General features: G+C 67.1%; 26 protein-coding genes. 22 read left to right on the forward strand and 4 right to left on the reverse strand.

Features of this window, described 5'->3' with window-relative positions:
* The first annotated feature begins 67 nt into the window (after positions 1–67).
* From AC10V3_RS21755 to AC10V3_RS21860, 22 genes are all read left to right on the forward strand, one after another.
* On the forward strand, positions 68–460 hold the full coding sequence (locus AC10V3_RS21755) for a response regulator (protein ID WP_022537450.1): 393 nt from the start codon (positions 68–70) through the stop codon (positions 458–460).
* 141 nt (positions 461–601) lie between these two features.
* Complete coding sequence (locus AC10V3_RS21760) at positions 602–1,078, forward strand: chemotaxis protein CheW (protein WP_022537451.1); 477 nt, start codon at positions 602–604, stop codon at positions 1,076–1,078.
* Positions 1,079–1,209: 131 nt separating this feature from the next.
* Positions 1,210–2,859 (forward strand): methyl-accepting chemotaxis protein, encoded by a 1,650-nt coding sequence (locus AC10V3_RS21765; protein WP_454752630.1) that lies wholly within the window; start codon positions 1,210–1,212, stop codon positions 2,857–2,859.
* Positions 2,860–2,969: 110 nt separating this feature from the next.
* Positions 2,970–4,805, forward strand: a complete 1,836-nt coding sequence (locus AC10V3_RS21770) for a methyl-accepting chemotaxis protein (RefSeq protein ID WP_022537453.1) — start codon at positions 2,970–2,972, stop codon at positions 4,803–4,805.
* Between the two features lie 54 nt (positions 4,806–4,859).
* Complete coding sequence (locus tag AC10V3_RS21775) at positions 4,860–5,594, forward strand: DUF4088 family protein (protein WP_022537454.1); 735 nt, start codon at positions 4,860–4,862, stop codon at positions 5,592–5,594.
* 454 nt (positions 5,595–6,048) lie between these two features.
* Positions 6,049–6,366 (forward strand): flagellar transcriptional regulator FlhD, encoded by a 318-nt coding sequence (gene flhD / locus AC10V3_RS21780; protein WP_022537455.1) that lies wholly within the window; start codon positions 6,049–6,051, stop codon positions 6,364–6,366.
* The gene (gene flhC / locus AC10V3_RS21785) at positions 6,363–6,971 is read left to right on the forward strand and encodes a flagellar transcriptional regulator FlhC (RefSeq protein ID WP_022537456.1); all 609 of its coding nucleotides are present in this window, start codon (positions 6,363–6,365) and stop codon (positions 6,969–6,971) included. Before flhD ends, flhC begins: the two co-directional genes overlap by 4 nt.
* Positions 6,972–7,091: 120 nt before the next feature.
* Positions 7,092–7,955, forward strand: coding sequence for a flagellar motor stator protein MotA (gene motA / locus AC10V3_RS21790; RefSeq protein WP_022537457.1), 864 nt, complete (start codon positions 7,092–7,094; stop codon positions 7,953–7,955).
* Between the two features lie 27 nt (positions 7,956–7,982).
* The gene (gene motB / locus AC10V3_RS21795; protein ID WP_022537458.1) at positions 7,983–8,954 is read left to right on the forward strand and encodes a flagellar motor protein MotB; all 972 of its coding nucleotides are present in this window, start codon (positions 7,983–7,985) and stop codon (positions 8,952–8,954) included.
* Positions 8,955–9,051: 97 nt separating this feature from the next.
* Complete coding sequence (gene cheA, locus AC10V3_RS21800; RefSeq protein WP_022537459.1) at positions 9,052–11,070, forward strand: chemotaxis protein CheA; 2,019 nt, start codon at positions 9,052–9,054, stop codon at positions 11,068–11,070.
* Positions 11,071–11,112: 42 nt separating this feature from the next.
* Complete coding sequence (locus AC10V3_RS21805; RefSeq protein ID WP_022537460.1) at positions 11,113–11,607, forward strand: chemotaxis protein CheW; 495 nt, start codon at positions 11,113–11,115, stop codon at positions 11,605–11,607.
* Positions 11,608–11,660: 53 nt separating this feature from the next.
* Positions 11,661–12,584, forward strand: a complete 924-nt coding sequence (locus AC10V3_RS21810) for a CheR family methyltransferase (RefSeq protein WP_022537461.1) — start codon at positions 11,661–11,663, stop codon at positions 12,582–12,584.
* Complete coding sequence (gene cheD / locus AC10V3_RS21815; RefSeq protein WP_022537462.1) at positions 12,584–13,249, forward strand: chemoreceptor glutamine deamidase CheD; 666 nt, start codon at positions 12,584–12,586, stop codon at positions 13,247–13,249. Before AC10V3_RS21810 ends, cheD begins: the two co-directional genes overlap by 1 nt.
* Entirely contained in the window at positions 13,246–14,316 is a 1,071-nt protein-coding gene (locus AC10V3_RS21820) for a protein-glutamate methylesterase/protein-glutamine glutaminase (RefSeq protein WP_022537463.1), read from the forward strand. The genes cheD and AC10V3_RS21820 overlap by 4 nt, the downstream gene beginning before the upstream one ends.
* Positions 14,317–14,448: 132 nt before the next feature.
* Positions 14,449–14,790 carry a chemotaxis response regulator CheY gene (cheY, locus tag AC10V3_RS21825; protein WP_230625948.1) on the forward strand — a complete coding sequence of 114 codons (342 nt, stop codon included), beginning with the start codon at positions 14,449–14,451 and terminating at the stop codon, positions 14,788–14,790.
* A 17-nt stretch (positions 14,791–14,807) separates the two neighbouring features.
* Positions 14,808–15,443 carry a protein phosphatase CheZ gene (gene cheZ, locus AC10V3_RS21830; RefSeq protein ID WP_022537465.1) on the forward strand — a complete coding sequence of 212 codons (636 nt, stop codon included), beginning with the start codon at positions 14,808–14,810 and terminating at the stop codon, positions 15,441–15,443.
* A 291-nt stretch (positions 15,444–15,734) separates the two neighbouring features.
* Positions 15,735–16,877 (forward strand): flagellar biosynthesis protein FlhB, encoded by a 1,143-nt coding sequence (gene flhB, locus AC10V3_RS21835; protein ID WP_490924011.1) that lies wholly within the window; start codon positions 15,735–15,737, stop codon positions 16,875–16,877.
* Entirely contained in the window at positions 16,874–18,955 is a 2,082-nt protein-coding gene (gene flhA, locus AC10V3_RS21840) for a flagellar biosynthesis protein FlhA (RefSeq protein WP_454752631.1), read from the forward strand. Before flhB ends, flhA begins: the two co-directional genes overlap by 4 nt.
* 10 nt (positions 18,956–18,965) lie before the next feature.
* The gene (gene flhF, locus AC10V3_RS21845; protein ID WP_490924012.1) at positions 18,966–21,305 is read left to right on the forward strand and encodes a flagellar biosynthesis GTPase FlhF; all 2,340 of its coding nucleotides are present in this window, start codon (positions 18,966–18,968) and stop codon (positions 21,303–21,305) included.
* Between the two features lie 11 nt (positions 21,306–21,316).
* The gene (locus tag AC10V3_RS21850) at positions 21,317–22,111 is read left to right on the forward strand and encodes a MinD/ParA family ATP-binding protein (RefSeq protein ID WP_022537469.1); all 795 of its coding nucleotides are present in this window, start codon (positions 21,317–21,319) and stop codon (positions 22,109–22,111) included.
* A gap of 96 nt (positions 22,112–22,207) precedes the next feature.
* Entirely contained in the window at positions 22,208–22,924 is a 717-nt protein-coding gene (locus AC10V3_RS21855; RefSeq protein WP_490924013.1) for an RNA polymerase sigma factor FliA, read from the forward strand.
* Complete coding sequence (locus tag AC10V3_RS21860; protein WP_022537471.1) at positions 22,924–23,361, forward strand: flagellar protein FlhE; 438 nt, start codon at positions 22,924–22,926, stop codon at positions 23,359–23,361. Before AC10V3_RS21855 ends, AC10V3_RS21860 begins: the two co-directional genes overlap by 1 nt.
* Positions 23,362–23,450: 89 nt before the next feature.
* Here AC10V3_RS21860 and AC10V3_RS21865 read toward each other — a convergent pair whose 3' ends face one another.
* The 4 genes from AC10V3_RS21865 to flgA form a co-directional block, all read right to left on the reverse strand.
* Positions 23,451–24,842 carry an IS4 family transposase gene (locus tag AC10V3_RS21865; protein ID WP_022535542.1) on the reverse strand — a complete coding sequence of 464 codons (1,392 nt, stop codon included), beginning with the start codon at positions 24,840–24,842 and terminating at the stop codon, positions 23,451–23,453.
* Between the two features lie 161 nt (positions 24,843–25,003).
* Positions 25,004–25,465 carry a flagella synthesis protein FlgN gene (locus AC10V3_RS21870; protein WP_490924014.1) on the reverse strand — a complete coding sequence of 154 codons (462 nt, stop codon included), beginning with the start codon at positions 25,463–25,465 and terminating at the stop codon, positions 25,004–25,006.
* A 168-nt stretch (positions 25,466–25,633) separates the two neighbouring features.
* On the reverse strand, positions 25,634–25,942 hold the full coding sequence (gene flgM / locus AC10V3_RS21875; protein WP_022537474.1) for a flagellar biosynthesis anti-sigma factor FlgM: 309 nt from the start codon (positions 25,940–25,942) through the stop codon (positions 25,634–25,636).
* A 162-nt stretch (positions 25,943–26,104) separates the two neighbouring features.
* Entirely contained in the window at positions 26,105–26,842 is a 738-nt protein-coding gene (gene flgA, locus AC10V3_RS21880) for a flagellar basal body P-ring formation chaperone FlgA (protein WP_051369991.1), read from the reverse strand.
* Positions 26,843–26,980 lie beyond the last annotated feature (138 nt).

Below are 26,980 nucleotides of genomic sequence, written 5' to 3' on the forward strand. Positions count from 1 at the left end.
GTCCGCGCCGTCCACGCTGCCAAACTTCCAGGCGGATCAACCGAGCCCTGCAAACCGGAGGCGTCCCATGTCATCGCCCAGCATCCTCGTCGTCGACGATTCCCCTTCGCTTCGCCGCATGATCGGCGCGTGCCTGCGCGCCGGCGGGTTCGATGTCACCGAGGCCGCCGATGGCGACCAGGCGCATGCGCTCGCTGCCGGCGCCAGCTTCGGCATGCTGGTCACCGACCAGGTCATGCCGGGGATGGACGGCCTCACGCTGATCCGCAGCCTGCGCGCCACCGAACGCTACGCGCGCATCCCGATCCTGATGCTGACCACCGAGCATGACGGCAGCATCCGCGCACAGGCGCGCGCCGCCGGCGCCTCGGGCTTCCTGCCCAAGCCCTTCGATCCAGATGAACTGATGCAGGCCGTGGCCGCGCTGCTGGCGCCCCCGCACCCCTCCACGGAAGGGTAAGGAAAGCGCGGCGTCGCCCTTCAGTCACCCCGCCTGGCTGCCGTAAACACTGGTGGGCGAAGTCACGCCCCGGCGCCCGCCAGCGGCCACTGCCGCCGCAGCGCCAGAAAACCAGCATCAGCCAAATTTGGGGGCTAGACGATGAAGCACATCGACAAGGCAGACGGCGCGGTGGAAGAATTCCTGGCCTTTACGCTCGGGCGGGAGGAATACGGCATCGACATCCTGAAGGTCCAGGAAATCCGCGGCTACGAGTCCGTCACCCAGATTGCCAATGCGCCGGACTACATCAAGGGCGTGATCAACCTGCGCGGCATCATCGTGCCGATCATCGACCTGCGCATCAAGTTCCGCCAGCAGAAGGTCAGCTACGACCAGTACACCGTGGTCATCATCGTCGACCTCAACGACCGCACCACCGGCATCGTAGTGGACGGCGTGTCCGACGTGCTGACGCTCACGGCCGCGCAGATCAAGCCCACGCCGCACTTCTCCGGCGAACTGGCCACCGATTACATCCGCGGGCTCGGCTCGGTCGAGCAACGCATGCTGATCCTGGTCGATATCGAGAAGCTGCTCAATACCGAAGAACTGGCGGCGCTCGAAGCCGTGTCCTGATTCCTGTCTTACCGCTTTCTCCGCCCCCGCCGTCCGGCCGCCGAACCACGCCAGCCGGATCGAAACCGCCCGGGGCCTGGCGCGCCATCCCACCGTGCATGGCTGCTCCCGGGCAAGCAGTACTGTCATAGATGCGAAACAACCAACCCGTCACGCAGCGCGAACACCAGCTCTCCCCGTCGGACTACCTGATCTCGCGCACGGACCTCAAGGGCCGTATCACCTTTGCCAACCGCGCCTTCATCGAGGCCAGCGGCTATCCGGCCGAGGAACTGCTGGGCGCGCCGCACAACCTGGTGCGCCACCCCGACATGCCGCCGGAAGCGTTCGCCGACCTGTGGCAGAACCTGGAAGCCGGCCGCAGCTGGATGGGCGTGGTCAAGAACCGCCGCAAGAACGGCGACTTCTACTGGGTCAGCGCGACCGTCACGCCCACGCGCGTGGACGGCCGCGTGGTGGGCTACACCTCGGTGCGCTCGATGGCGACGCGCGAGCAGGTCGAGGCCGCAGGCGCCGCGTATGCGCGTTTTCGCGCGGGCCGCGCGGCGGGGCTGGCGATCCGCGACGGCGCGGTGGTGCGCACCGGCCTGGCCGGGCTGGTGCAGCGCCTGCTGCGCATGAACCTGAAGCGCCGCATCCTGTGGGCGCAGGCCGGCGGGCTGGTGTGGTTCCTGGCGGCATTGGCAGCGGTTGAGATCCTCGACAAGGAAGGCGCTGCAGTGCTGCGCCCGTGGCTGTGGAGCGGCTTTGCGCTGGCGCTGGCGACGTCGTTCGCGGCCGGCACCATGCTGCTGGCACGCGTGAACCGGCCGGTGCGCGACATGCTGGACTTTGCGCTGCGCATGGGCGCGGGCGACCTGACCACCCGCTTCGAGCACCGCAGCAAGGACGAGATCGGTGCGCTGGCGCAGGCCATGCAGACCATGCAGCGCAGCCTGCTGTCGGTGGTGCACGAGATCCAGGAAGGCATGGCGAGCATTGCCACGGCGACGCGCCAGGTGGCCGCGGGCAATAACGACTTGTCGCAACGCACGGAGCAGCAGGCGGCTTCGCTGGAGCAGACCGCTTCGAGCATGGAAGAGCTGACCAGCACGGTGCGCCAGAACGCGGACAACGCGCGGCAGGCCAGCGGCCTCGCTGCCAACGCTTCGGAAACCGCGCTGCGCGGTGGCGAAGTGGTAGGCCGCGTGGTGCACACCATGGACGAGATCAACGATGCCTCGAAGAAGATCGTCGACATCATCGGCGTGATCGAAGGCATCGCCTTCCAGACCAATATCCTGGCGCTGAACGCCGCGGTGGAAGCCGCGCGTGCCGGCGAGCAGGGCCGTGGCTTTGCCGTGGTCGCGGGCGAGGTGCGCGGCCTGGCGCAGCGCAGCGCCAACGCCGCCAAGGAAATCAAGGGCCTGATCGGCGATACCGTGGAGCGCGTGGACAACGGGTCGGCGCTGGTGGGCCAGGCCGGCAAGACCATGGACGAGATCGTGCAGGCCGTGAAGTCCGTGACCGACATCATGGGCGAGATCAGCGCGGCCTCGGCCGAGCAGAGTTCCGGCATCGAACAGGTCAACCAGGCCGTGGCGCAGATGGACGAGGGCACGCAGCAGAACGCGGCGCTGGTGGAAGAGGCTGCCGCCGCCGCAGGTTCGCTCGAAGAGCAATCGCTGCGCCTGCGCGATGCCATCGCCACGTTCCGCGTCAGCATGCAGGCCGAGGTGAGGCCGCAGCGTAAGAAGAGCATCGAGCGCGCCGACGCCGTTCAATCACTGGCACGGGCCTAGTGCGTTGCACCAGGCTAGTCCGATCCGCAGGTGCGGGCAATGACCCGCATGCGCATAAAGCGGGCGCGGCATGCCGTGCCCGGGGCTTTCAGTAATAAGGGGGAGTTGCTATGCATTGGTTCAATCAATTGCGCGTCACGACCAGGCTGGTTGCCGGATTCCTGGTCGTTGCCGTGATCGGCGCCGTGATGGGGCTGCTGGGCGTCATCAACATGGGGCGCATGGCCGACTGGACCGGCAAGATCTACAACGGCGACCTGCAGGCGCTGAAGGCGGTGCAGGACGCCAACATCAACCTGGTCTATGCCAGCCGCTCGCAGATCGGGCTGCTGTCCGCATCGACCATGGGCGAGCGCGCGACCGAGAAGGAACAGATCGCCAAGTCGCTCGCGTTGATGGACGAGCGCATCCGCCAGGTGGTGGGCGCTTTCGAGCAGGCCGAGGGCAAGGCGTTGGTCAAGCAGTACCAGCAGCTGTCGCCGGTTTTCCGCGAGCGCATGAACAAGTACGTGGAGCTGGTCAGCAAGCAGCCGCTGGACACCTCGCAGTTCGAGAGCCAGGTGTTCTCCGAGAGCGCCGACCTGCTCAAGGACAGCCATGCGCTGGAAGAGGTTATGTTCAAGATGGTGAAGCGCCGCGACGACCGCGCCCGCAGCAACATGGAAGAAGCGCGCCGCGTCTATGACGCCACGCGCATCTGGATGCTGGGGCTGGTGCTGGGTGGCCTGGCGCTGTCGGTGCTGCTGGGCGTGTTCCTGGCGCGCGCGCTGTCGCGCCAGCTGGGCGGCGAGCCGGGCTATGCGGCGGAGATCGCCTCGCGTATCGCCGAGGGTGATTTCTCGTCGCCGGTGGCCACGCGCGCCGGCGACAAGAGCAGCCTGGTCTATGCAATGCAGCAGATGCAGCAGCAGCTCTCGCACATGGTGCGCGATTTCAAGGAGTCGGCGGAGTCGATCGGCACGGCCTCGCGTGAAATCGCAGCGGGCAACAACGACCTGTCGCAACGCACCGAGCAGCAGGCCGCGTCGCTGGAGGAAACCGCTTCCAGCATGGAAGAGCTGACCAGCACCGTGCGCCAGAACGCGGACAACGCGCGCCAGGCCAGCGGCCTGGCTGCCAATGCGTCGGAAACCGCGCTGCGCGGCGGCGAAGTGGTGGGGCGCGTGGTGCAGACCATGGACGAGATCAACGACGCCTCGAAGAAGATTGTCGACATCATCGGCGTGATCGAAGGCATTGCCTTCCAGACCAACATCCTTGCGCTGAACGCGGCGGTGGAAGCCGCGCGTGCCGGCGAACAGGGCCGTGGCTTCGCGGTAGTCGCAGGCGAAGTGCGCAGCCTGGCGCAACGCAGCGCCAATGCGGCCAAGGAAATCAAGGGCCTGATCGGGGATACGGTCGAGCGCGTCGACAACGGCTCGGCACTGGTGGGCCAGGCCGGCAAGACCATGGACGAGATCGTGCAGGCGGTGAAGCGCGTGACCGACATCATGGGCGAGATCAGCGCAGCCTCCGCCGAGCAGAGTTCCGGCATCGAGCAGGTCAACCAGGCCGTGGCGCAGATGGATGAGGTGACGCAGCAGAACGCCGCACTGGTGGAAGAAGCCGCCGCAGCGGCCGGCGCGCTGGAAGAGCAGGCCAGCCGCCTGCAGGGCGCGGTGTCGATGTTCCGCCTGGCGGCCGAGGATGCGCAGGCTTCGTTCTCGCTGTCGTCTTCGCACTCATCCTCGTCGTCGTCCTCGTCGCAGGGCAAGGTCGGCGCCGTGCGTGCGGTCGCCTCGCGCAAGCGCACCGCCGCCGTGCCGGCCGTGGCAACGGCCGCAGCCGCCGGGGGCGAAGCCAACGACGTGGTCGATGCCGCCGCCGAGCCCCTGCGTCCCGCTGCCGCACGCACGCCGCGCCCCGCGCTGGCCGGTGCCGACAACGGCGACTGGAGCGCGTTCTGATCCACCCAGAGAACCGGCAACAGCGGCCGCGCGGCGGCCCGGGATGGCAATGCAATGACGACCGAGATCACCCTGGCCCTGCCGCATGACGATGCCGCCCGGCTACGCAAGGAATTCGACCAGTTCATCGGGGTTTCCACCGGCCTGGACCGGGAGTTCCTGCCGCCCGAGTTCAACGACTTCCTGCGCGCCCGGCTGCTGCAGCATGACGGCCCGCTGACCGAGCGCGCGGTGACGCGGCTGTTGGCCGGCGGCGAGTATGGCTGGGCGCGGCGCGTGTTCGACAAGCAGTTGCCCAATGCCCTGGCCGCGCTGATGCGCGATGCACAGCGCTTCGGCTTTGGCCTGGCGGTGCAGCCTGAATGGACGGCGGAGCAGCGCCTTGCGCATGCGCGCGAATGGGCCGCGCAGGTGCTGACCGAATGCGGCGCCGACGCCGCCTTTACTGAAGCGCTGGCGACCCAGGTGGCGGCCTCGGCCGAAGATGTTCGCGTGCTGGAGGAGCGCATGCGCACGCCCGCGTGGCGGCTGGCGGAAAGCCTGCGCCAGCGCGCCTATGACCTGATGTACGCACTGCAGACCGAAGAGAATGAGGCCGCCGGCCGCGCGCGCGTGGGCGAGCTGCGCGGCATGCTGGGGCTGGCGCTGGAGTATGGCTCGGTGCAGCCCGAAGAAGCGTCGCGCGTGCTGGAGCAGGTGGAGCGCACGCGCCCGGCGTTGTTCCGTGAGGCGCCTGACGATGTGTTTACCCGGCTGGCGGCGTGGCTGCGCCGGATGTTCGGATCGTGATGTGCGGTGATTTTTGGACGGCGATTTCGGAAACACGCGCCGTGAGCATCATGCGCGCCACTCGTCAATAGAGGAATCCAGCAGTCACCCGGGAACGGGTGTGGCGCGTTGGCGGATATGACCTTTGCTGAACAGCGTTGCGCGAAATCAAGTGACAGGCGTGTGACTTGTTACAAAATGCACGCGCTCCATGTCTGTTTCGCACGACATTTGCTTGCCCCCCGCGTAAGTAGGGATTGGCATTCCAGGCAAATTGCCGATATAAACGTAACAGTCTCACTTACACTCTGTAACAGTTGTAACGGAGTCGATAACAGTAAGACACGGGCGAAGTTCCTTTTGTCGTACGTTGTACCCGCCCAGCCGCATACAAACGATCCGGTCGCCGGCGCCTTCGGGCTCCGGTAAGCGCTGGACAAGCGGCCATGGCAGGTTTTTTGGTAGCGGGGAAAAATTGGAAAGCAGTGAAGTTCTCCAGGAGATCAGGGAGGTCAATCTCGCCTATCTGCTGCTCGCGCAACGCCTGGTGCGCGAAAACCAAGTCGAAGCCATGTTCCGGCTCGGGGTCAGCAAGGAAATCGCCGATATCCTTGGCAAGCTGACGTCCGCGCAACTCGTCAAGCTGGCGGCATCCAACATGGTGCTGTGCAGGTTCCGCTTCGACGACCATGCGCTTCTGTCCACTCTCACCCACACGGCCAAGAGCCATGACATGCAGCAGATCCACGCCGCGATCCTGCTGGCACGTCAGCCTGTGGAGTCCCTCAATTGACCGCGCTGCTGAAGGCCGAACCCACACGGAGCTTCACGGCCACCTCCGCAGCCGCCCCCCGCAAGAGCGTTCTCCAGGATGCCAACCAGACCCAGCTCGCCATCGAGCTGATCGGCCTGGGTGCGCGCCTGCAGGTGCTTGAAGCCGAGACCACGCTGTCGCGTGACCGGCTCATCCGCCTGTACAAGGAACTGCGCGGCGTCTCGCCCCCCAAGGGCATGCTTCCCTTCTCGACGGACTGGTTCACCACCTGGCTGCCGAATATCCACTCTTCGCTGTTCTTCTCTGCCTACCAGTTCATGGTGCAGGAAGGCGAGACCGTGGGCATCCGTGCGGTGGTGGCGGCATACCGCCTGTACCTTGAGCATGTTTCGCTGCTGGGCGGCGAAATTGTCTTAAGTTTCACGCGTGCCTGGACGTTAGTACGGTTCTTCGAGAGCAACATGCTGCAGCTGTCCAGCTGCACGTGTTGCGGCGGACAGTTCGTCACGCACGCGTATGAGCCGCACGCGAACTTCGTGTGCAGCCTGTGCCGTCCGCCCTCACGCGCAGGGAAAGTGAAGAAGCTCTCGAAAGACGCCGCCGCCGAGCAGACCAACGCCTGATCCTGGTCAAGGTCCGCCGGCTGGCAAGCTTGCAGCGCTGGCGGACGGAGGCCTCTCCGTGCGCCCGTGCGACGGGCAACTGTGCGTGGTTGACGCGCGTTTTTTGACGGGGATCCGATCGTGCTAGTAGTTCTTGGCTATGTCGTCGTGGTAGTGGCGGTGCTTGGCGGTTATGCCATGACCGGCGGCCACATGGGCGCGCTATATCAACCGGCGGAATTTGTGATCATCGGAGGCGCCGCCTTCGGCGCCTTCATCGCCACCAATACGGGCAAGGCCATCAAGGCCACCGCCAAGGCCCTGCCGGGCCTGTTCAAGAGCTCCAAGTACAAGAAAGAGCTGTACCTGGACGTCATGTCGCTGCTGTACGTGCTGCTGTCCAAGGCACGGCGCGAGGGCATCCTGTTCCTGGAAAAGGAAATCGCGGACCCCGCCGCCAGCAGCGTCTTCAGCCAGTACCCGCGCATTCTGTCGGATCCGGTGGTGATGGAATTCCTCACCGACTACCTGCGCATGATGGTCAACGGCAACATGAACGCCTTCGAGATCGAGGCCCTGATGGACCACGAGATCGAGACCTTCCGTCACGAAGCCGAGATCCCCGCCCATGCGCTGTCGCGCGTCGGCGATGCGCTGCCCGCCTTCGGCATCGTCGCCGCGGTGATGGGCGTGGTGCATGCGCTGGGTTCGGCCGACCTGCCGCCGGCCGAGCTGGGCGCGCTGATCGCGCACGCCATGGTCGGTACCTTCCTGGGCATCCTGCTGGCCTACGGTTTTGTTTCGCCGCTGGCCGCGCGCATCGAGCTGCAGGTCTCCGAGAACGTCAAGGTCTACGAATGCATCAAGGTCGTGCTGCTCGCCTCCCTGAACGGCTACGCGCCGCTGGTGGCGGTGGAATTCGGCCGCAAGGTGCTGTACTCCACGGTGCGGCCGTCGTTCCTTGAGCTCGACGACCACGTGCGTGAAGTCAAGAGCCTGAACTAAGTCGCGCAAGCAGCAAGGGGCACCGCCATGAGCAGCGCACACGACATGCGTCCGATCATCGTCCGCCGGACGAAGGCGCACGCCAGGCCGCACGGCAACCATAGCTGGAAGATCGCCTACGCCGACTTCATGACGGCGATGATGGCGCTGTTCCTGGTGCTGTGGCTGCTCTCCAGCGCCAACAAGAAGACGCTGGAAGGCATTGCCGAGTATTTCCGCATGCCGCTGAAGGTGGCCATCGTCGGCGGCGAGAAAAGCAGCCAGTCGCCCAGCGTGATACCGGGCGGCGGCATGGACGCAATGCGCAAGGACGGCGAGATCATGCGCGCCCGCGACAACGATCCCAGCGACGAGCAGCGCCGCAACGAACAGCAGGAAGCGCAGCGCCTGCGCGCGCTCAAGCAGCGGCTGGAGCAGATCATCGAGAACAACCCGATGCTGCGCCAGTTCCGTCCGCAATTGCTGCTGGACATCACCAGCGAGGGCCTGCGCATCCAGATCCTGGATACACAGAACCGCCCGATGTTCCGCACCGGCAGCGCCACCGTCGAAAGCTATATGCGCACCATCCTGCGCGAGATCGGCCCGGTGCTGAACGAGCTGCCGAACAAGGTCAGCCTGTCGGGCCATACCGACGCGGCCAACTATTCCAACGGCGAGCGCACCTACAGCAACTGGGAGCTGTCCGGCGACCGCGCCAATGCCTCGCGCCGCGAACTGATCGCCGGCGGCATGCAGGAAGGCAAGGTGCTGCGCGTGCTGGGCCTGGCCGCGACCATGCCGCTGGACAAGGAAGACCTGCTGGCGCCGGTCAACCGCCGCATCAGCATCGTCGTGCTCAACCAGAAGGCCCAGGCGCGCTTCGAGGCCGAGAACGCCAGCGCCGCTGAAGTTTCGGTGGCGGCGCAGGCCGGCAAGGCGGCGCAGGAAATGCAGGCCGGCCTGGCGGCCGCATCCTCACCCGCGGCCACGCCTGAGCCAAAGAGCAGCAAGCCATGACCAGGCAATCGATGCAGGAAACCAAGCAGCAACCCATGAAGCGCGGCCGCCCGGCGGCGCCCGCGCCTAGCGCAGTAATTTAGTGAGTCAGGACGCCATGTCTGTCGATATCGATATCACACAGTTTTACCAGACCTTCTTCGAGGAAGCGGAAGAACTGCTCGTGGAAATGGAGCAGCTGCTGCTCGGCCTGGACATCGAGTCGCCCGATCCCGAACATCTGAACGCGATCTTCCGGGCGGCGCACTCGATCAAGGGCGGGGCCGCCACCTTCGGGTTCGCGGCGCTGACCGAGACCACGCACATCTTCGAGAACCTGCTGGACCGCACGCGCCGGCAGGAACTGGCGTTGACCCGGACCATCATCGACACCTTTCTGGAAACCAAGGACGTGTTGCAAGATCAGCTCAACGCCTACCGCAACGGCACCGAACCCGATCCGGAAACGCTGGTGCGCATCTGCGCCGTGCTGCAGCAGCTGGCGCAGGAAGCCGCAGGGCATGCTGGCGCTGCAGTTGCCGCACCCGTTCCCGCAGCGGCGCCTGTCGCTGCCGCCGCACCAGCCGCTGCCCCGGCAGGCGGCGGACTGAAGATCCGCCTGATCAAGGTCTCCGCCGCCGACCAGGCGCTGCTGCGCGAAGAACTCGCCAACCTGGGCGAGATCACCGGCCAGCAGGAGGTCAACGGCGAGCTGGTGGTATGGCTCAACACGCAATGCAGCGCCGACGACATCATTGCGGTGTGCTGCTTCGTGATCGACATGGACCAGATCGTGATCGAAGCCGCCAGCGACGCGCCCATTGCCGCACCGGCCCAGGCCCCGGCCCCGGCTCCGGTCGCCGCTCCCGCAGCGGCTGCACCCGCGCCGGCACCTGCCGCTGCCGCGCGCGAGAAGGCCAAGCCGGCCCCGGCCGCCGCGCACGCGCACGGTGAAGGCTCGATCCGCGTGCCGACCGAGAAGGTCGACCAGATCATCAACCTGGTTGGCGAACTGGTGATCACCCAGTCGATGCTGGCGCAGACCGCCTCGTCGCTGGACCCGGTGCTGTTCGACCGCCTGTTCTCCGGCATGGGCCAGCTCGAGCGCAATGCGCGCGACCTGCAGGAAGCGGTGATGTCGATCCGCATGATGCCGATGGACTATGTGTTCTCGCGCTTCCCGCGCCTGGTGCGCGACCTCGCCAGCAAGCTCGGCAAGCAGATCGACCTGGTCACGTTCGGCAAGGCCACCGAGCTCGACAAGAGCCTGATCGAACGCATCATCGACCCGCTCACCCACCTGGTGCGCAACAGCCTGGACCACGGCATCGAGACGCCCGACAAGCGCATCGCCGCAGGCAAGGATGCGACCGGCCAGCTGATCCTGTCCGCGCAGCACCACGGCGGCAATATCGTGATCGAAGTGAGCGACGACGGTGGTGGCCTGAACCGCGAGCGCATCCTGGCCAAGGCCATCCAGAACGGCCTGCCGGTGTCCGAGAACATCAGCGACGAGGAAGTCTGGCAGCTGATCTTCGCGCCAGGCTTCTCCACCGCCGAGGTCATCACCGATGTTTCCGGCCGCGGCGTGGGCATGGACGTGGTCAAGCGCAACATCCAGGAGATGGGCGGCCATGTCGAGATCAGCTCGCGCCCGGGCCTGGGCACCACCATCCGCATCGTGCTGCCGCTGACGCTGGCGATCCTGGATGGGATGTCGGTCAAGGTCGGCGAAGAGACCTTCATCCTGCCGCTGAACTGCGTGATGGAATCGCTGCAGCCCAAGGCCGAGGACGTGCACACCGCCGCCAACTCCGACCGCGTGATGCACGTGCGCGGCGAATACCTGCCGCTGCTGGAGATGCACCGCGTCTTCAACGTCGCCGACGCGCTGCAGGAACCCACGCAGGGCATCGCCGTGATCCTGCAGGCCGAGGGCAAGCGCTTTGCGCTGCTGGTGGACCAGCTGATCGGCCAGCACCAGGTGGTGCTGAAGAACCTCGAGACCAACTACCGCAAGGTGCCGTGCATTTCCGCGGCGACCATCCTTGGCGACGGCAGCGTGGCGCTGATCGTCGATGTCGGCGCGCTGCAGCGCACCGGCGTGCGCCGGCAGGAACCGGCGCTGGCGCAATAAGCGGCCAACACCCATCGTCCAATCACAGGAGAACAAGACATCATGGCCGGCATCGGACACATCGATACCCCCGGGAGCGACGCTTCGGGCCAGGAGTTCCTGGTCTTCACGCTGGGGTCGGAGGAATACGGCATCGACATCCTCAAGGTGCAGGAGATCCGCAGCTACGAGACCGTTACGCGCATCGCCAGCGCGCCGGATTTCATCAAGGGCGTGACCAACCTGCGCGGCGTGATCGTGCCGATCGTCGACCTGCGCCTGAAGTTCCGCCTGGGCAACGTGCGCTACGACCACCAGACCGTGGTCATCATCCTGAACGTGGCCGGTCGCGTGGTCGGCATCGTGGTGGATGGCGTGTCGGACGTGCTGACGCTGACCGGCGATGCGATCAAGCCGGCGCCGGAATTCGGCGTGTCGGTCTCGACCGAGCACCTGACCGGCCTGGGCACCGTCGACGGCCGCATGCTGGTGCTGATCGATATCGAGAAGCTGATGACCAGCGCCGAGATGGAGCTGGTCGAGGCCGAACTGGCCTGATCCCGGCCGCGCTCCCAACGCCCCCGCCGTAACCTGCAATACCAAGCGAAGCCATGACGCCGTTCCGCAATGCCGCCAGCGCTCCCGGCAGCCTTACCGGCTTCCCGGGCGCCGTCTCCGCGCCGGCCGCTACCCTGCGGCGCGATGAGATGCGGGACTTCCTGCTGACCGAGCGCGACTTCGAGAAGATCCGCGCGCTGATCCACCGGCGCGCCGGCATCTCGCTGGGCAGCCACAAGCGCGAGATGGTCTACAGCCGTCTGGCGCGGCGCCTGCGCACGCTGCAGCTGTCGGACTTCGCCTCCTACCTGGCGCTGCTGGACGCGGACGACCGCTCGCCCGAGTGGGAGTTCTTCACCAACGCGCTGACGACCAACCTGACCTCGTTCTTCCGCGAGGCGCACCACTTCCCGCTGCTGGCTGAGCACGCGAAGAAGATCGGCCGCCCGTACAGCGTCTGGTGTTCCGCGGCATCGACCGGCGAGGAACCGTACTCGATCGCCATCACGCTGGCCGAGGCGCTGGGCGACCGCGCCGCCACTGTGCTGGCCACCGACATCGACACGCAGGTGCTGGCCAAGGCCCGCAGCGCCGTGTATTCGGCCGACCAGGTCGCGCGGCTCTCGCCCGAGCGCCTGAAGCGATTCTTCCTGAAGGGCACCGGCCCGCGCGCCGGCTCGGTCAGGGTCAAGCCGGAACTGGCCGCCACCATCGCGTTCGAGCCGCTCAACCTGCTCGCGCCAGACTGGGGCATCCGCGAGCAGTTCGATGCGATCTTCTGCCGCAACGTGATGATCTACTTCGACAAGCCGACCCAGGGACGCATCCTGGAGCGCTTCGTGCCGCTGCTCAAGCCGCACGGGCTGCTGTTTGCCGGCCACTCGGAGAACTTTTCCTACGTCACGCGCGCCTTCCAGCTGCGCGGGCAGACGGTCTACGAGCTGGCGTCGGATGCCGCCAGGGCGGGAAGGCCGTGATGCGCACGCCCCAACTTCCCGAAGCGCTGGCCACGCGCACGTACTTCGACCGCGAGTTCGGCAAGCAGGCGGTCAAGCTGCTGCCCAACGAGTACTACGTGACCCGCGAGGACATGGTGCTGACCACCGTGCTCGGATCGTGCGTGGCCGCGTGCATCCGCGACGAGACCGCGGGCGTCGGCGGCATGAACCACTTCATGCTGCCCGACGATGACGGCGGCGGCGCCGACCGCATGCTGTCGGCGTCGATGCGCTACGGCAGCTACGCGCTGGAAGTGCTGATCAACGAGCTGCTCAAGATGGGCGCGCGCCGGGAGCGGCTGGAGGCCAAGGTCTTCGGCGGCGGCGCAGTGCTGGCCAACATGACCACGCTGAATATCGGCGACCGCAACGCGGACTTCGTGCTGCGCTACCTGAAGGCCGAGGAGATCCGCGTCGCGGCGCAGGACCTGCGCGGCCCGCATGCGCGCCGCGTCAGCTATTTCCCGAGCGGCGGGCTGGCGCTGGTGCGCCGCCTGACGCGGCAGGACGACCAGGTCTCGGTGGCGCGCGAAGAAAGCGCGCTGGCGCGCGCCATCGCCACCTCGGCCAAGGCACCGCCGCGCACGCCCGAACTGTTTGCGCGGCAGGCTTCCCTGGACCCAACCAAGCACGACCTTATATGACTGCCGCCAAGATCAAGGTGCTCTGCGTGGACGACTCCGCGCTGATCCGCAGCCTGATGACGGAGATCATCAACAGCCAGCCGGACATGGAAGTGGTGGGCACCGCGCCCGACCCGCTGGTGGCGCGCGACCTGATCAAGCGCCTGAACCCGGACGTGCTGACGCTGGACGTCGAAATGCCGCGCATGGACGGCCTGGACTTTCTCGAGCGGCTGATGCGGCTGCGGCCCATGCCCGTGCTGATGGTGTCGTCGCTGACCGAGCGCGGCTCCGAGATCACCATGCGCGCGCTGGAGCTGGGCGCGGTGGACTTCGTCACCAAGCCCAAGCTGGGCATCCGCGACGGGCTGCTGGAATACACCGACACCATCGCCGACAAGCTGCGCGCCGCCGCGCGTGCGCGCGTGCGCGCGGCTGCGCAGCCCACGGCCGCGGCGGAAGCCGCACCGATGCTGCGCAGCCCGCTGCTGTCGACCGAGAAGCTGATCATCCTGGGCGCCTCCACCGGCGGCACCGAGGCCATCAAGGAATTCCTGATGCCGCTGCCGCCGGACAGCCCGGCGGTGATGATCGTCCAGCATATGCCGGCCGGCTTCACGCGTTCGTTCGCGCAGCGCCTGGACGGGCTGTGCCGCATCACTGTCAAGGAGGCGGTGCACGGCGAGCGCGTGCTGCCGGGCCATGCGTATATCGCGCCGGGCGACTCGCACCTGCGCCTGGCGCGCAGCGGCGCCAACTACGTCGCGCACCTGTCGCAGGAAGCGCCGGTGAATCGCCACCGCCCGTCCGTGGACGTGCTGTTCGATTCGGCCGCCGAGCATGGCGGCAAGAACGTGATCGGCGTAATCCTGACCGGGATGGGCAAGGACGGCGCGCGCGGCATGCTGCGCATGCGCGAAGCCGGCGCCTACAACCTGGCCCAGGACGAGCACACATGCATCGTGTTTGGCATGCCGAAGGAGGCGATTGCCGCCGGCGGCGTGCATGAAGTCGTGCCCTTGCCGGCGATGACCCAGCGCGTGATGGCGCGCCTGGCCACCTACGGCACGCGCGCGCAGCGGGTGTAAATGAATCGGGGAGGGCGCGCATGCATGCCGGCATGCGGCGCCCGCCCTGGCAACAAGCCATAACTGTATTTACTTGGAGCCGTCAAAGTGGACAAGAGCATTAAGATCCTGGTCGTGGATGATTTCCCGACCATGCGCCGGATCATCCGCAACCTGCTCAAGGAGCTGGGTTTCGTCAACGTCGAGGAAGCCGAGGACGGCGCCGCCGGCCTGGAGAAGGCCAGGGACGGCAGCTTCCAGTTCGTGATCTCGGACTGGAACATGCCCAATATGGACGGCCTGTCCATGCTGCAGGCGATCCGCGCCGATGCCAATATCGGCAAGACCCCGGTGCTGATGGTGACGGCCGAGGCCAAGAAGGAGAACATCATTGCAGCAGCCCAGGCGGGCGCCAACGGCTATGTGGTCAAGCCGTTCACGGCGGCCACGCTGGACGAGAAGATCACCAAGATCTTCGAAAAGCTCGGCGGCTGAGCCAGGGGAGCGTTTCCATGACTCCAACCCTGAGCAACGATTCCGCCGAGCAACTGATCCTGCGCATCGGCAACCTGACGCGGATGCTGCGCGACAACATGCGTGAGCTCGGCCTGGACAAGGAGATCGAGCGCGCCGCGCAGGCCATCCCCGATGCGCGCGACCGGCTGAATTACATCGCCGCCATGACCGAGCAGGCGGCCGAGCGCACGCTCAACGCGGTCGAACTCGCGCAGCCGATCCAGTCCGACATCGAGCAGCAGGCCGAAACGCTGGACAAGCGCTGGGAGGCCTGGTTCGAGAAACCGGAGGAGCTGGCCGACGCCCGCACGCTGGTGCTCGACACCCGCGCCTTCCTGTCCGGGGTGCCCGGCCAGGCGCGCGCCACCAACAGCCACCTGCTCGACATCATGATGGCGCAGGACTTCCAGGACCTGACCGGCCAGGTCATCAAGAAGATGATGGACATGATCCGCGCGCTGGAGCAGGAGCTGCTGCAGGTGCTTATCGACAATGTTCCGTCCGAGCGGCGGGTGGAGACGCAGTCGGCTGGCACGCTGATGAACGGGCCGCAGATCAACCCGGAGGGCAAGCCGGATGTGGTGTCGGATCAGTCGCAGGTGGATGATCTGTTGGCGAGTTTGGGGTTCTGAGGCGAGGCAGGCCTGCTGACGCAGGCGGCTCTCCCGCTGCCGGTTTGCTCCCCTCTCCCGCCTGCGGGAGAGGGGACCGGCCTGTGGTGGCTCCATCGACTTCGCGCGGCGCAAGCCTGCCCCGAGGGGCTGTTCCACTAAAGTCCATCCCCGGGGCGCCGTTAACTCCACCGCCCCCCCATTTCCCAAACAACACCCAATTCCCCCGCCTTTTCGCGCGAATGGGAATCCCACCCCGCTTCGATAATCCCTCCTGACGAATAGCGGCTTGCCGCTTCGCACGGAGCGTGGATGTCCGAAGAAAGCGATCTCGAGAAAACCGAACCCGCCTCACCCCGGCGCCTGGAAAAGGCGCGCGAGGAGGGGCAGGTGGTGCGTTCGCGCGAGCTCGCCACGTTCATCATGCTGATTGCGGGCGTCACCGGCCTGTGGACGCTGGGCGGCCATATGGGCCGCAGCCTGAACCAGGTCATGCAGGGCGCGCTGCGCTTCGAGCGCGATACGGCGTTCGACACCTCGCGCATGCTGTCGCGCTTCGGCGTCATGGTGTGGGACAGCCTGCTCGCCTTCCTGCCCCTGCTGCTGCTGTTCGGCGTGGCCGCCCTGGCCGCGCCGCTGCTGCTGGGCGGCTGGGTGTTCTCGGCCAAGTCGTTCGCGCCGCAGTTCTCGCGCATGTCGCCGATAGCGGGGCTGGGCCGGATGTTCTCCGCCCATTCGCTGGTGGAACTGCTCAAGGCCGTGGCCAAGTCGCTGCTGGTCGGCAGCGTCGGCGCCTGGGTCTTGTGGCGACGACTGCCGGAGGCCATCGCGCTGATGAACGCGCCGGTGCAGGAAGCGCTGCTGCACATGGTCGACCTGGTGATGTACTGCTGCCTGGTGGTGTCGCTGTCGCTGCTGGTGGTGGCGGCCATCGACGTGCCGTGGCAGTACTGGGAGTTCTTCAAGAAGCTGCGCATGACCAAGGAAGAGGTCAAGCAGGAATTCAAGGAAAGCGAGGGCGACCCGCATATCAAGGGCCGCATCCGCCAGCAGCAGCGCGCCATGGCGCGCCGCCGCATGATGACCGAGGTGCCCAAGGCCGACGTGGTGGTGACCAACCCCACGCACTTTGCCGTGGCGCTGCGCTATGAGGAAGGGCGCATGAGCGCGCCGCGCGTGGTGGCCAAGGGCACCGGCGAGGTCGCTGCGCGCATCCGCGCCGTGGCTGCCGAGCACCGTGTGCCGCTGATGTCGGCGCCGCCGCTGGCGCGCGCGCTGCACCGCCATGTCGAACTCGGCCAGGAAATCCCGGCCGGACTCTATACCGCCGTGGCCGAAGTGCTGGCCTGGGTCTATCAACTGAAGCACTGGCACCACTCGCAAGGCCCGCAGCGGCAGGCGCCGACGGACCTGCCGGTGCCCGATGAACTCGCCGTACCGGAAAGTCGCGCATGAACGCTCTGAACGCTTTGTTCAACCTGCCAGGCCTGCGCTCGGCCGGCCAGCTCAAGGCCATGACCGGGCCGCTGCTGATCATCATGATCCTCGGGATGATGATCCTGCCGCTGCCGGCCGTTGTGCTGGACCTGCTGTTCACCTTCAATATCGCGCTGGCGATCATGGTGCTGCTGGTCAGCATGTACACGCAGAAGCCGCTGGACTTTGCCGCCTTCCCGGCGGTGCTGCTGTTCACCACGCTGCTGCGCCTGTCGCTGAACGTGGCCTCCACGCGCGTGGTGCTGCTCGAAGGCCATACCGGCCCGGACGCCGCCGGCAAGGTGGTGGAGGCCTTCGGCCACTTCCTGGTGGGCGGCAACTTTGCGGTAGGTATCGTCGTGTTCGCGATTCTGGTGGTGATCAACTTCATGGTGATCACCAAGGGCGCGGGCCGTATCGCCGAAGTCGGCGCGCGCTTCATGCTGGACTCGATGCCCGGCAAGCAGATGTCGATCGATGCCGACCTGAACGCCGGCCTGATCGACGAAGCGGCCGCCAAGAAGCGCCGAGCGGAAGTGGCGCAGGAATCCGACTTCTACGGTGCCATGGACGGTGCCAGCAAGTTTGTGCGCGGCGACGCCGTGGCGGGCCTGCTGATCATGTTCATCAACGTCGCCGCCGGCATGGTGGTGGGCATGGTGCAGCACGACCTGGACTTCGGCACCGCCGTGCACAACTACACGCTGCTGACCATCGGCGACGGCCTGGTGGCGCAGATCCCGGCGCTGGTGATCTCCACCGCCGCCGGCGTGATCGTGTCGCGCGTCTCGAACGAGCAGGACGTGGGCGAGCAGCTCACCGGCCAGCTCTTCGCCAACCCGCGCGTGCTGTACCTGACCGCCGGCATCATCGGCCTGATGGGCATCATCCCCGGCATGCCGCACTTCGCCTTCCTGCTGCTGGCGGGCGTGCTGGTGTGGATGGGCCGCTATATGTCGCGCCGCGCAGCCACGCAGGAACAGCTCAAGCAGCGCGAGGAACGCGCGCCGGCAGTGGCGCAGGAATCGACCGAGGCAAGCTGGGACGACGTCACGCTGGTCGATCCGCTCGGCATGGAAGTGGGCTACCGCCTGATCACGCTGGTGGACCGCGCGCAGGACGGCGAGCTGCTGGGCCGCATCAAGAGCATCCGCAAGAAGGTGGCGCAGGAAATCGGCTTCCTGGTGCCGGTAGTGCATATCCGCGACAACCTGGAACTCAAGCCCAACGCCTACCGCATTACGCTCAAGGGCGTGGAGATCGGCCGCGGCGAAGCCATGCCGGGCCAGTGGATGGCGATCAACCCCGGCCAGGTCAGTGGCACGCTGCCGGGCGCGGCCACGCGCGACCCGGCCTTCGGCCTGCCGGCGGTATGGATCGACGCGGGCATCAAGGAACAGGCGCAGTCGTACGGCTACACCGTGGTCGATGCCAGCACGGTGGTGGCCACGCACCTGAACCACCTGATCCACATGCATGCGGCCGAACTACTGGGCCGCCAGGAAGTGCAGGCGCTGCTGGACCGCATCGCCAAGGACTCGCCCAAGCTCACCGAAGACCTGGTGCCCAAGACCATCACGCTGACGGCTCTGCAGAAGATCCTGCAGAACCTGCTGGACGAAGGCGTGCCCATCCGAGACATGCGCACCATCCTCGACGTGGTGGCCGAGCACGCCCCCAAGGTCAGCGATCCCAACGAGCTGACCGCGATGGTGCGCGTGGCGCTGGGCCGCGCGATCACGCAGCAGCTGTTCCCGAACAACGCCGACCTGCAGGTGATCGGCCTGGATGCCGGCCTGGAGCGCGTGCTGTCGCAGGCGCTGACCAACGGCGGCGGCATCGAGCCGGGCCTGGCCGACGCACTGCTGCAGCAGACCCAGGGCGCGGTCACGCGGCAGGAACAGATGGGGCTGGACCCGGTGCTGCTGGTGCCGTCGCAACTGCGTCCGCTGATGGCGCGCTTCCTGCGCCGCACGATGCCGCAGCTGAGGGTGTTGTCGCATTCCGAAGTGCCTGACAACCGCAATATCCGCATCACCGCAATGATCGGCGCGTGAGGAGCAAGAGATGAGCGTAGCCAAATTCGTCGCGGCCAACGGCCGTGAAGCCATGCGCAAGGTGCGCGAAGCCATGGGCCCGGATGCCGTGGTGCTGTCCAACCGCACCGTGGAAAGCGGCGTCGAGATCGTCGCCATGCGCGATACCGATCTTGGCAGTGTGTCCGCCACGGCGCAGGTCTATGTGCCGCCCGCACCGGTGGTCGAGCCCGTCGCCATCGGCGACCTGCGCGGCGAACTGCAGTCGATGCGCGCGATGCTCGAGCGACAGCTGGCCGGCATCAGCCCTGCCGCGGGCGCGGCCGCCCACGGCGTTGCCGCCAGCGACCCGCTGCGCGAGTCGCTGTTCGAGTGGATGGTCGGCGCCGGCTTCTCCGGGCAACTGGCGCGCATGCTGCTGGCACGGCTGCCGCTCGGCTACGACCGGCCGGCAGCGATGACGTGGATCCGCACTGAACTGGCCAGCAAGGTGCCGGTGGTGGGCGATGAAGACAGCCTGTTTGCGCAAGGCGGCGTGCTGGCGCTGATCGGACCCACCGGCGTGGGCAAGACCACCACCACCGCCAAGCTGGCAGCGCGCTTCGTGCTGCGCCACGGCGCCGACAAGCTGGCGCTGCTGACGACCGACAGCTTCCGCATCGGCGCGCACGAACAGCTGCGCATCTACGGCGACATCCTGGGCGTGCCGGTGCATGCGGTGAAGGACGCCGCCGACCTGCGCTTTGCGCTGGCGGCGATGAAGGACAAGCACCTGGTCATCATCGACACCGTCGGCATGAGCCAGCGCGATCGCAGCCTGTCCGAGCAGATCGCCATGCTGGCCGGCGTGCCCGCGCCGGTGCAGCGCGTGCTGCTGCTCAATGGCGCCAGCCACGGCGATACCCTCAATGAAGTGGTGCACGCCTACCGTCATGACGCCGCGCCGGAAAGCGGTGGCATCGACGGCTGCATCATCAGCAAGCTCGATGAAGCCACGCACCTGGGCTCGGTGCTGGACGTGGTGATCCGCCACCGCCTGCCGGTGTTCTATGCCTCTACCGGCCAGCGCGTGCCGGAGCACCTGGAACTCGCCAGCAGCACCGCACTGGTGGAGCGCGCTTTCCTCACGCCGCGCCGCGGCTCGGTGTTTGCCGATGCCGATGCGGCGCGCCGCCGCCAGGCCGCTGGCGATGATGCCGTGCAGTCGAAGGGCGGCGCCGACGATGTGCTGCGCTCGCTGACCGACAGCGCCGACGCGCTCGGCCAGTGCGTGACTGAACTCAACAGCTCGGGCCTCGGCTTCGACCTCGCCCGCTCGCTGTGGCAACAGCGCGGCGCCGATGCACCGGCCCTGCGCACGATGGCGCAGCAGGTGCGCGAAGCGGTGTGCCGCGACGTCAACCGCCTGTGCGACCAGTACGTGCTGGCGCTCGCCACCACGCTGCAAGTGAATGTTCCGGGCCGCCGCGCGCCCCAGCCGATGCAGCACACGCTGTGGCTGGCTGACCGCGACGGCACGCCGCTGGCGGCCACGGTGACGGCCACGGGCCGCGCCGGCCAGCCGCTCGGCGAAGCCGATGCGGAAGCCGCCAACCTGCGCGCCGCCATGAGTGCCGCGCGCAAGGTCGTCAACCTGCTTGAAGCGGTACCGTCCGCCGCCACGCTGGCGCGCTGGCAGCAAGCCGGCGAGCGTTGGGTCGCCAATGCGCGCAAGACCGCGCGCGTAATCAGCGCCGGCGCCGCGTGGAAGCTCGATGCACTGGCCGACACGCTCACCTTCCACGCCGTGGGCGATGCCACCGTGCGCGAGCGCGATGCCGTGCGCTGGCTGGCCAGCGCCGACGTGCGCCTGCCGGAAAGCCCGGTACGCGGCAAGGGCGCGCCCGAAGGCGGCATCGACGCCTGCCTGGTGGTAGCGCGCCTGGTCGACCGCGCGGCCGGCGAACTGCTCGAGACCCGCTACCTGCTGTGCGATCCGGCGCTGGCGCAAGACGCCGCACAGGTCGCGCGCTGGGCGCCGTGGACCGATACCGCCGATGCGCGCCTGCGCACGCTGCGCCATGCCGCCGACCACTTCGCGCAGGATGCGGAAGCCGGCCACGCCGCCGGCGCCGCGCTGGCGGCGCTGCAACTGGGCCTGTCGGTGCTGCGCCTGGAACACGCGCCGACCGCCACCGCACCCGCCTTCCTCGCACGCCTGGCGGGCCGCACCGCGCGCCAGGGTGCGCCGGTGGCCGGCACGGTGCTCAACGAAGGCATGGGCCGCATGCTGGCGCTGCTCGACGTGCTGGAGAACTACCCGGGCCGCGGCGCTGCCACGTCGGCCGCTGGTATCAACACGAACGCCGACGCGATGGGGGTCCTGCAGTGAGCGCACTCGCCATGGACCAGGCTGAAAGCCTGCGCCGGATGCTGGCCCCGCGCACGACCCGCCGCATCGCCGTGGTCGCCAGCGAGCGCGGCGCCGGTGCCACCACGGTGGCACTGGGGCTGTCGCATGCGCTGGCGATGCAGGGCGAACGCGTGCTGCTGCTCGACGAAGACCCGGCTACGGCGCGCGCGACGCGCTTGGCCGGCGCCGCCCCGGCAGGGACCCTCGCCGACGTGCAGGACGGGCGCATGCCGCTGGAAGCCGCCGCGGGCGCGGGTACCAGCGCTGCAGTATCGCTGCTGCCGGCGGGCCGGCAGCGCGCCAGCCTGGACTTGCCGGCGTCGGCGCTGGCCGCCTTTCGCAGCGTGCTGGTCGATGCGGCAGCCGATGCCGACGGTGGGCTGTCGCCATTCGCGGGCGGTGCGCACAACGTGCTGATCGTGATGCGCCCGGAGCTGGCGTCGATCACCGCCGCGTACGCCTGCATCAAGCGCCTGCATCACCTGTACGCATGGCGGCGCTTCCACCTGATCGTCAACATGGCGGCGACCGAAGCCGCCGTGCAGGCGATCATGCGCAACCTGGCGCGCACCGCCGGCCAGTACCTGGGCGTAGAGGCGATCTGCGCGGGCTGGCTGCCGGCCGATCCGCTGGTGGCCCGTGGCTTGCAACTGGGGCGCTGCGTGGTCGAAGCCTTTCCGGCCGCGCCCGCCACCACCGCGCTGCGCCGCACCGCCGGCAGTATCGGCGGCTGGCCGCTGCGCGCCGATACGCCCGCACCTGCCGCGGCGCCCGCGATGGCCTGAGCCCGCCCCATGCCAACCAACCGAACCGGACCCTGAGCCAGCCGGCCGCCATATGGCGTGCCGGTCCAGCAATCCAGCATCCACGAGAATTGCACCATGTACACGATCCAGGGAAAGCTCGAACAGGCCGATGTGGTCAAGGCGCACGCACAGCTGGTGCGGCGCATCGCCCTGCAACTCGCCGCCAAGCTGCCCGCCAGCGTGCAGATCGACGACCTGATCCAGGCCGGCATGATCGGCCTGCTCGACGCTGCCAAGCGCTATGAAGACACGCACGGCGCGCGCTTCGAGACCTATGCCAGCCAGCGCATCCGCGGTGCCATGCTCGACGAGGTGCGCGCCAACGACTGGCAGTCGCGCAGCCTGCGCCAGTTCACGCGCCGCATCGAACGCACCCAGCGCGGGCTGGAGCAGAAGCTCGGGCGCACGCCGCTGGACTCCGAAGTGGCCGAGGCCATGGAGATGGGGCTAAACGAATACCAGCAACTGCTCAACGAAGTCTATGGTTGCCAGTTGTTGCATTACGAGGATTTCGAACGCTCTGGCGAAGAAGACTTCCTCGATCGCCATCTCGGCGGCAGCGATGACGGCAACCCGCTGACCGTGCTGATGGAAAGCGGCATGCGCGAAGCGCTGATCCGCGCCATCGATCGCCTGCCTGAGCGCGAGAAGCTGGTGCTGTCGCTGTGTTACGACCAGGAGCTGAACCTGCGCGAGATCGGCGCGGTGCTCGATGTGACCGAGTCGCGCGTGTGCCAGATCCGCGGGCAGGCGATTACGCGGTTGCGGAACCAGTTGCGCGGGATGTTGTGATGCGGGTGTTGGTCGGCGCCGTGCGCGGCGCTTGCTTGATGCTTGCCGCAGTGTCGTGTTGCGCATGGGCTGCGCAGGATGGCGGAACCCGTCATGCGTGGATCGGTTCGGTCAATGGCCCCGCGCTATACGGCCGCGGGCAGCGTGTAGTGTCGCCGCCGATCCAACCCACCGGGGTGTTACCCCAGTCCGAAGGCGTCATTACTTCCGTGCGCTGGCGCTACAGCTTTGCCAAGACGCCACCTGTGGAACTGCAGGCGTATCTCTGCAATGCGCAGCGCTGCGTGTTGCTGCCGCAGGCCGAAGGGAAGACGGATGCGTTCTCCGGGGATGACGCGACCAAGGGTTTTGTGTTTGCGTTCCGGGTGCCGGGGCAGGGGGGCCTGGTGCCGGTGTTGCAGGGCAAGAGTAATGAGGTCGTGGTGGGGTTTCGGTAGACCTTGATACCGAAGTGCGGCGTCAATTTTGCCGTTGTGGGACTCCCCTCTCCCCCTGAGGCTTGCCTTTACCCACAACTTCCGGCGGCTTACTCGTTTTTCTGGAAGATCCGATACATTTCGGTGATTTCGTGCAGGGCGAGGAAGCCGCGCCACAGGACGGTGGCTCCCGGGGGATCGTCGTTTTTGCGACCCAGGTAGCCACCGAGCTTGGCGATCCAAAGGACAGCTTCGCTGAGTTTGGGCGCCTGCTCCGGTGGCTTGGTGGTGCCGTGCGTGCGGCAGTACAAAGCCCGCCATTCGAGCGATTGCAGTAGCACCGAGCAAGGGATATCGGCTTCGAGCCGGCCCAGCATGGTCGCGTACATAATGCGCCAGCCGATCACGGCGAACAGCGCCGTGGCCCGCAGGAACCGCTCCAGCGTCCCGAACTGCCGGGCCTCGATCTGGCAGCCACTTTTCAGGACACGATGCCAGGATTCAATGGTCCAGCGCCGGGCGTACCAGCTCAGCCGTTCGAGCACATCTTCCAGCGTTTGGGTGGGCATCGAACTGAGCAACATCCATTCGAGCGGCTCAACGCCTTCGGGCGGCTCGATTTCCAGCGCGTGAATGGCAAACACTTCGAGACTCGGTAGCCCCTCTGCACCGCGGCTGCGCGGCGCTCGCAGTTGGACCGGCACACAGCGCAAAGCCAGTCGGGCACTACGTGCCTGCCTGGCGCCGGACCTGGGCACGTGCAGTACGGTCTCCCCAAGTACAGGAGCCGCGGCAACCGTCTCCCACAGATACTTCTCTGGGTGGTCCACGCCCCGATTCCAGGCGGCCCGCACCAACCAGTCCACCCCCGCTGGGCGCGGCGCCAGAAACACGTCATACACATCGCCCTCGCGATCGCTGACGGCAACAAGGTGCGTGTCCGGACACTGCATCTTGAGCGGCTCAAGGCATTCCAGCCCCTCCAGCCACTTCACGCTTTCCTTCTCGCGAATGGACAGCGCCCGGCGCTGCCTGGCCTTGCCCGATGCTTGCGGCGCACGCACCCACGTCTTCATGCTCAACACGCCCAGTGGCAGGCCCTCAGGCGTCACCGCCAGCACGCTGTGCAACATGAATCCGTGCAAATTGCCGCCCGTGCCGTGACCAAGTCCCTCAGTCGCGGGCAAATTTGCCAGATTGAATTCCGTGGTGTCCTGCACCGTCAGGACGACAGGCACCTGCTGCATGCGACCCACGGTTTGAGCGACGTGGCTCGCCAGTATTCCGTCCGGGTCAACCGCCTCATTATCAAAGAAGCGATATGCCGCCTTGAGTTGGGCACCACTCAAGGCCTGCGGGAACGAAACATGGGCCTTTTGCGCCAGTCCGCGCGCCAATGCCACAAGGCGCTGCGTGCGACGTGCATCGCCCAACTGAGCGCCACCGAATTCGTCGCTGGCCCAATCTTCCAGATCTTCCGTATCAGGCAAAATTGCCACCACTGATTGTCAACTTCACCCGAAGTTAACACCGTCCAATCCGGTTTACAACCTTTCCTATCGAGATGTGGGTAAAGGCAAGCCCTGAGGGGAGAGGGAGAACACCTTGCTTAGGCTAGCTCGGGTGCTGCTGGAGCACCCAAAGCCACAACCTGCTTTTGACGCTAGCCTGCCGCCAGACTGACCCCACCAACCCCCGCCGCCGCCTTCCCATCCTTCCCATACAACCCCGCATCACCACCGCCATGCTGGCGCAGTGCCTGGATCGCTTCGCGGGTGAAGTCGAGATGCGCGCTGATGACGGCGCCGTTCAGGGCATTGCCGTCGCGCGTGGCGCGTGTGGCGAAGATGAGCTTGCGCCAGGCGGCGGCGACTGCCGGGTCGATCTGGCGGCCGAGCAACTGGCCTTCGGGGCCGGCGCGCAGGCCGTGCGCGCCCATCTGGGCTTCGCGGGCCCTGACTTGGCGGGAGAGGGCCTGGCCCAGTTCTACCTTGCGCGTCAGCAGTTCGCTGAGGGACTGGAAGTCGCCGCGCTTGAGAGCGTCGCGTTCTTCGGTGAGGAGTTGGCCGAAGGCCTGGATGGCTTCGGTTTCGCGCTGCAGGGACTGGATCAGGCTCTGGCTCATGATGGGTAGGTCCACTAAATCACTGAAATTGGTCGGTGCCTGCCATGTCAGGCGGGCACCTCGCGTCGTTGCAAATGCTCGCAATAGCTGTGCTATTGCTGCGCTTTGCCCTTAGCGCTGAATCCCGCCTGACATGTCCTTCACCGACCATTTCAATGATTCAGTGGACTAGGTCGGGTCGGCCTGGCCGAGCTCGCGCAGGGTGGCGAGCAGGCCGTCGGCAATCTTGCCCGGGTCGATCTTGATCCGGCCTTCGGCAATGGCCTGGCGGATCTCTTCGACCTTGGCGGTATCGATATCGTCGTCGGTTTCCTGCGTCAGGCGGGCGCTGATCTCGCGCACCTGGGCGGCCAGCGGGCTGACGCTCAGGCCGGCGGACGGCGCGGCGGCGCTGGCCGGCGCGGCCTGGGGCCGGGCGGCGGCGTCGCCCGCGGGAGCGTCGGCGGGCCGGGACGAGGTGGAGTGGTTGATCTTCACGGGCGTTCCTTGCTGGTTTCCTATGGCATTACGGCCGCGGCTGCGAAATCTTTAGGGGCTGGTGCCCCGGATTCGCGCTGCGGCAGGGCCGGCGGCATTTTCGCACGCCGGGCGCCGCCTGGTTCCAGCCTGTTGGCCACGATTAAGGCACTTTCCTAGGGGCTACTGCAGCACGACCGTGTCGCCGCTGCGCACCAGGCCGTTGACCACCTGCCCGTTGCGCAGGCGCACCTGCACGGTGTTGCCGGTGGCAGCGTCGGCCAGCACCTTGCCTTCGCTGGTGATCTGGAAGGCGTCGCCCTCCACGGCCACGGTAACGGTCTGGCCCTGGCGCACGGCGATGGCCTTGCGCAGCAGGTCGGCGCGCAGCGGCGAGCCGGCGGCGATGCGGTTGGTGGTGATCGCGCCGGCGAGCTGCGCCGGATCGGTGATCACCGCGCGCGGCAGCGTGGCCAGGTCGCCCTGGCGCACTTCGATATCGGCGTGGCCGACCGGTTCGCCCGGGCCCAGTGCGCGCGCGGCGACGTAATAGTCGGTCAGCACCGAGACGCGCGCCTGCATGTAGCGCACCCACGGCCGCTCGCCGCCGCAGCGCACGCCCACCGAGACCCGGCCCCAAGGCGATGCGCCGGCGGGCAGGAAGGGATCGGGCGCGACGCAATCCGGCGCGCGGCCGCCCGAAGGCGGCGCCACCTGCACACTGACCTTGCCCGGCAGGCCGGCGGTCTGCTGCAGCAGGAAGCGTTCGACGGCGACGCGCGCCGGGTCCTCGGTAAAGGGGCTGGCAGCGCCGGCGGCCTGGCCGGCCGGCGCCTGCATGGCGACAGGCGTCACCTGCGCCGGCGCGGCGCCGGTGGCCGCGGCGGTGCACAGCAGGCAGGCCGTCAGCAGGGCTTGCATCTTGCTGCGGCCATGGCGGCGGAGATAGCGGCGGAGAGTGCGGCGGTTGGGGTTCATCTGTACTTCCCGGCAAGGACGGCACGGCCTGCGCTGGCATGCCTGGCGCGCTGCCCCGTGATTGGCCGCACACCCCGTCTA

It is taken from the genome of Cupriavidus sp. PB-02, from assembly GCF_058252315.1.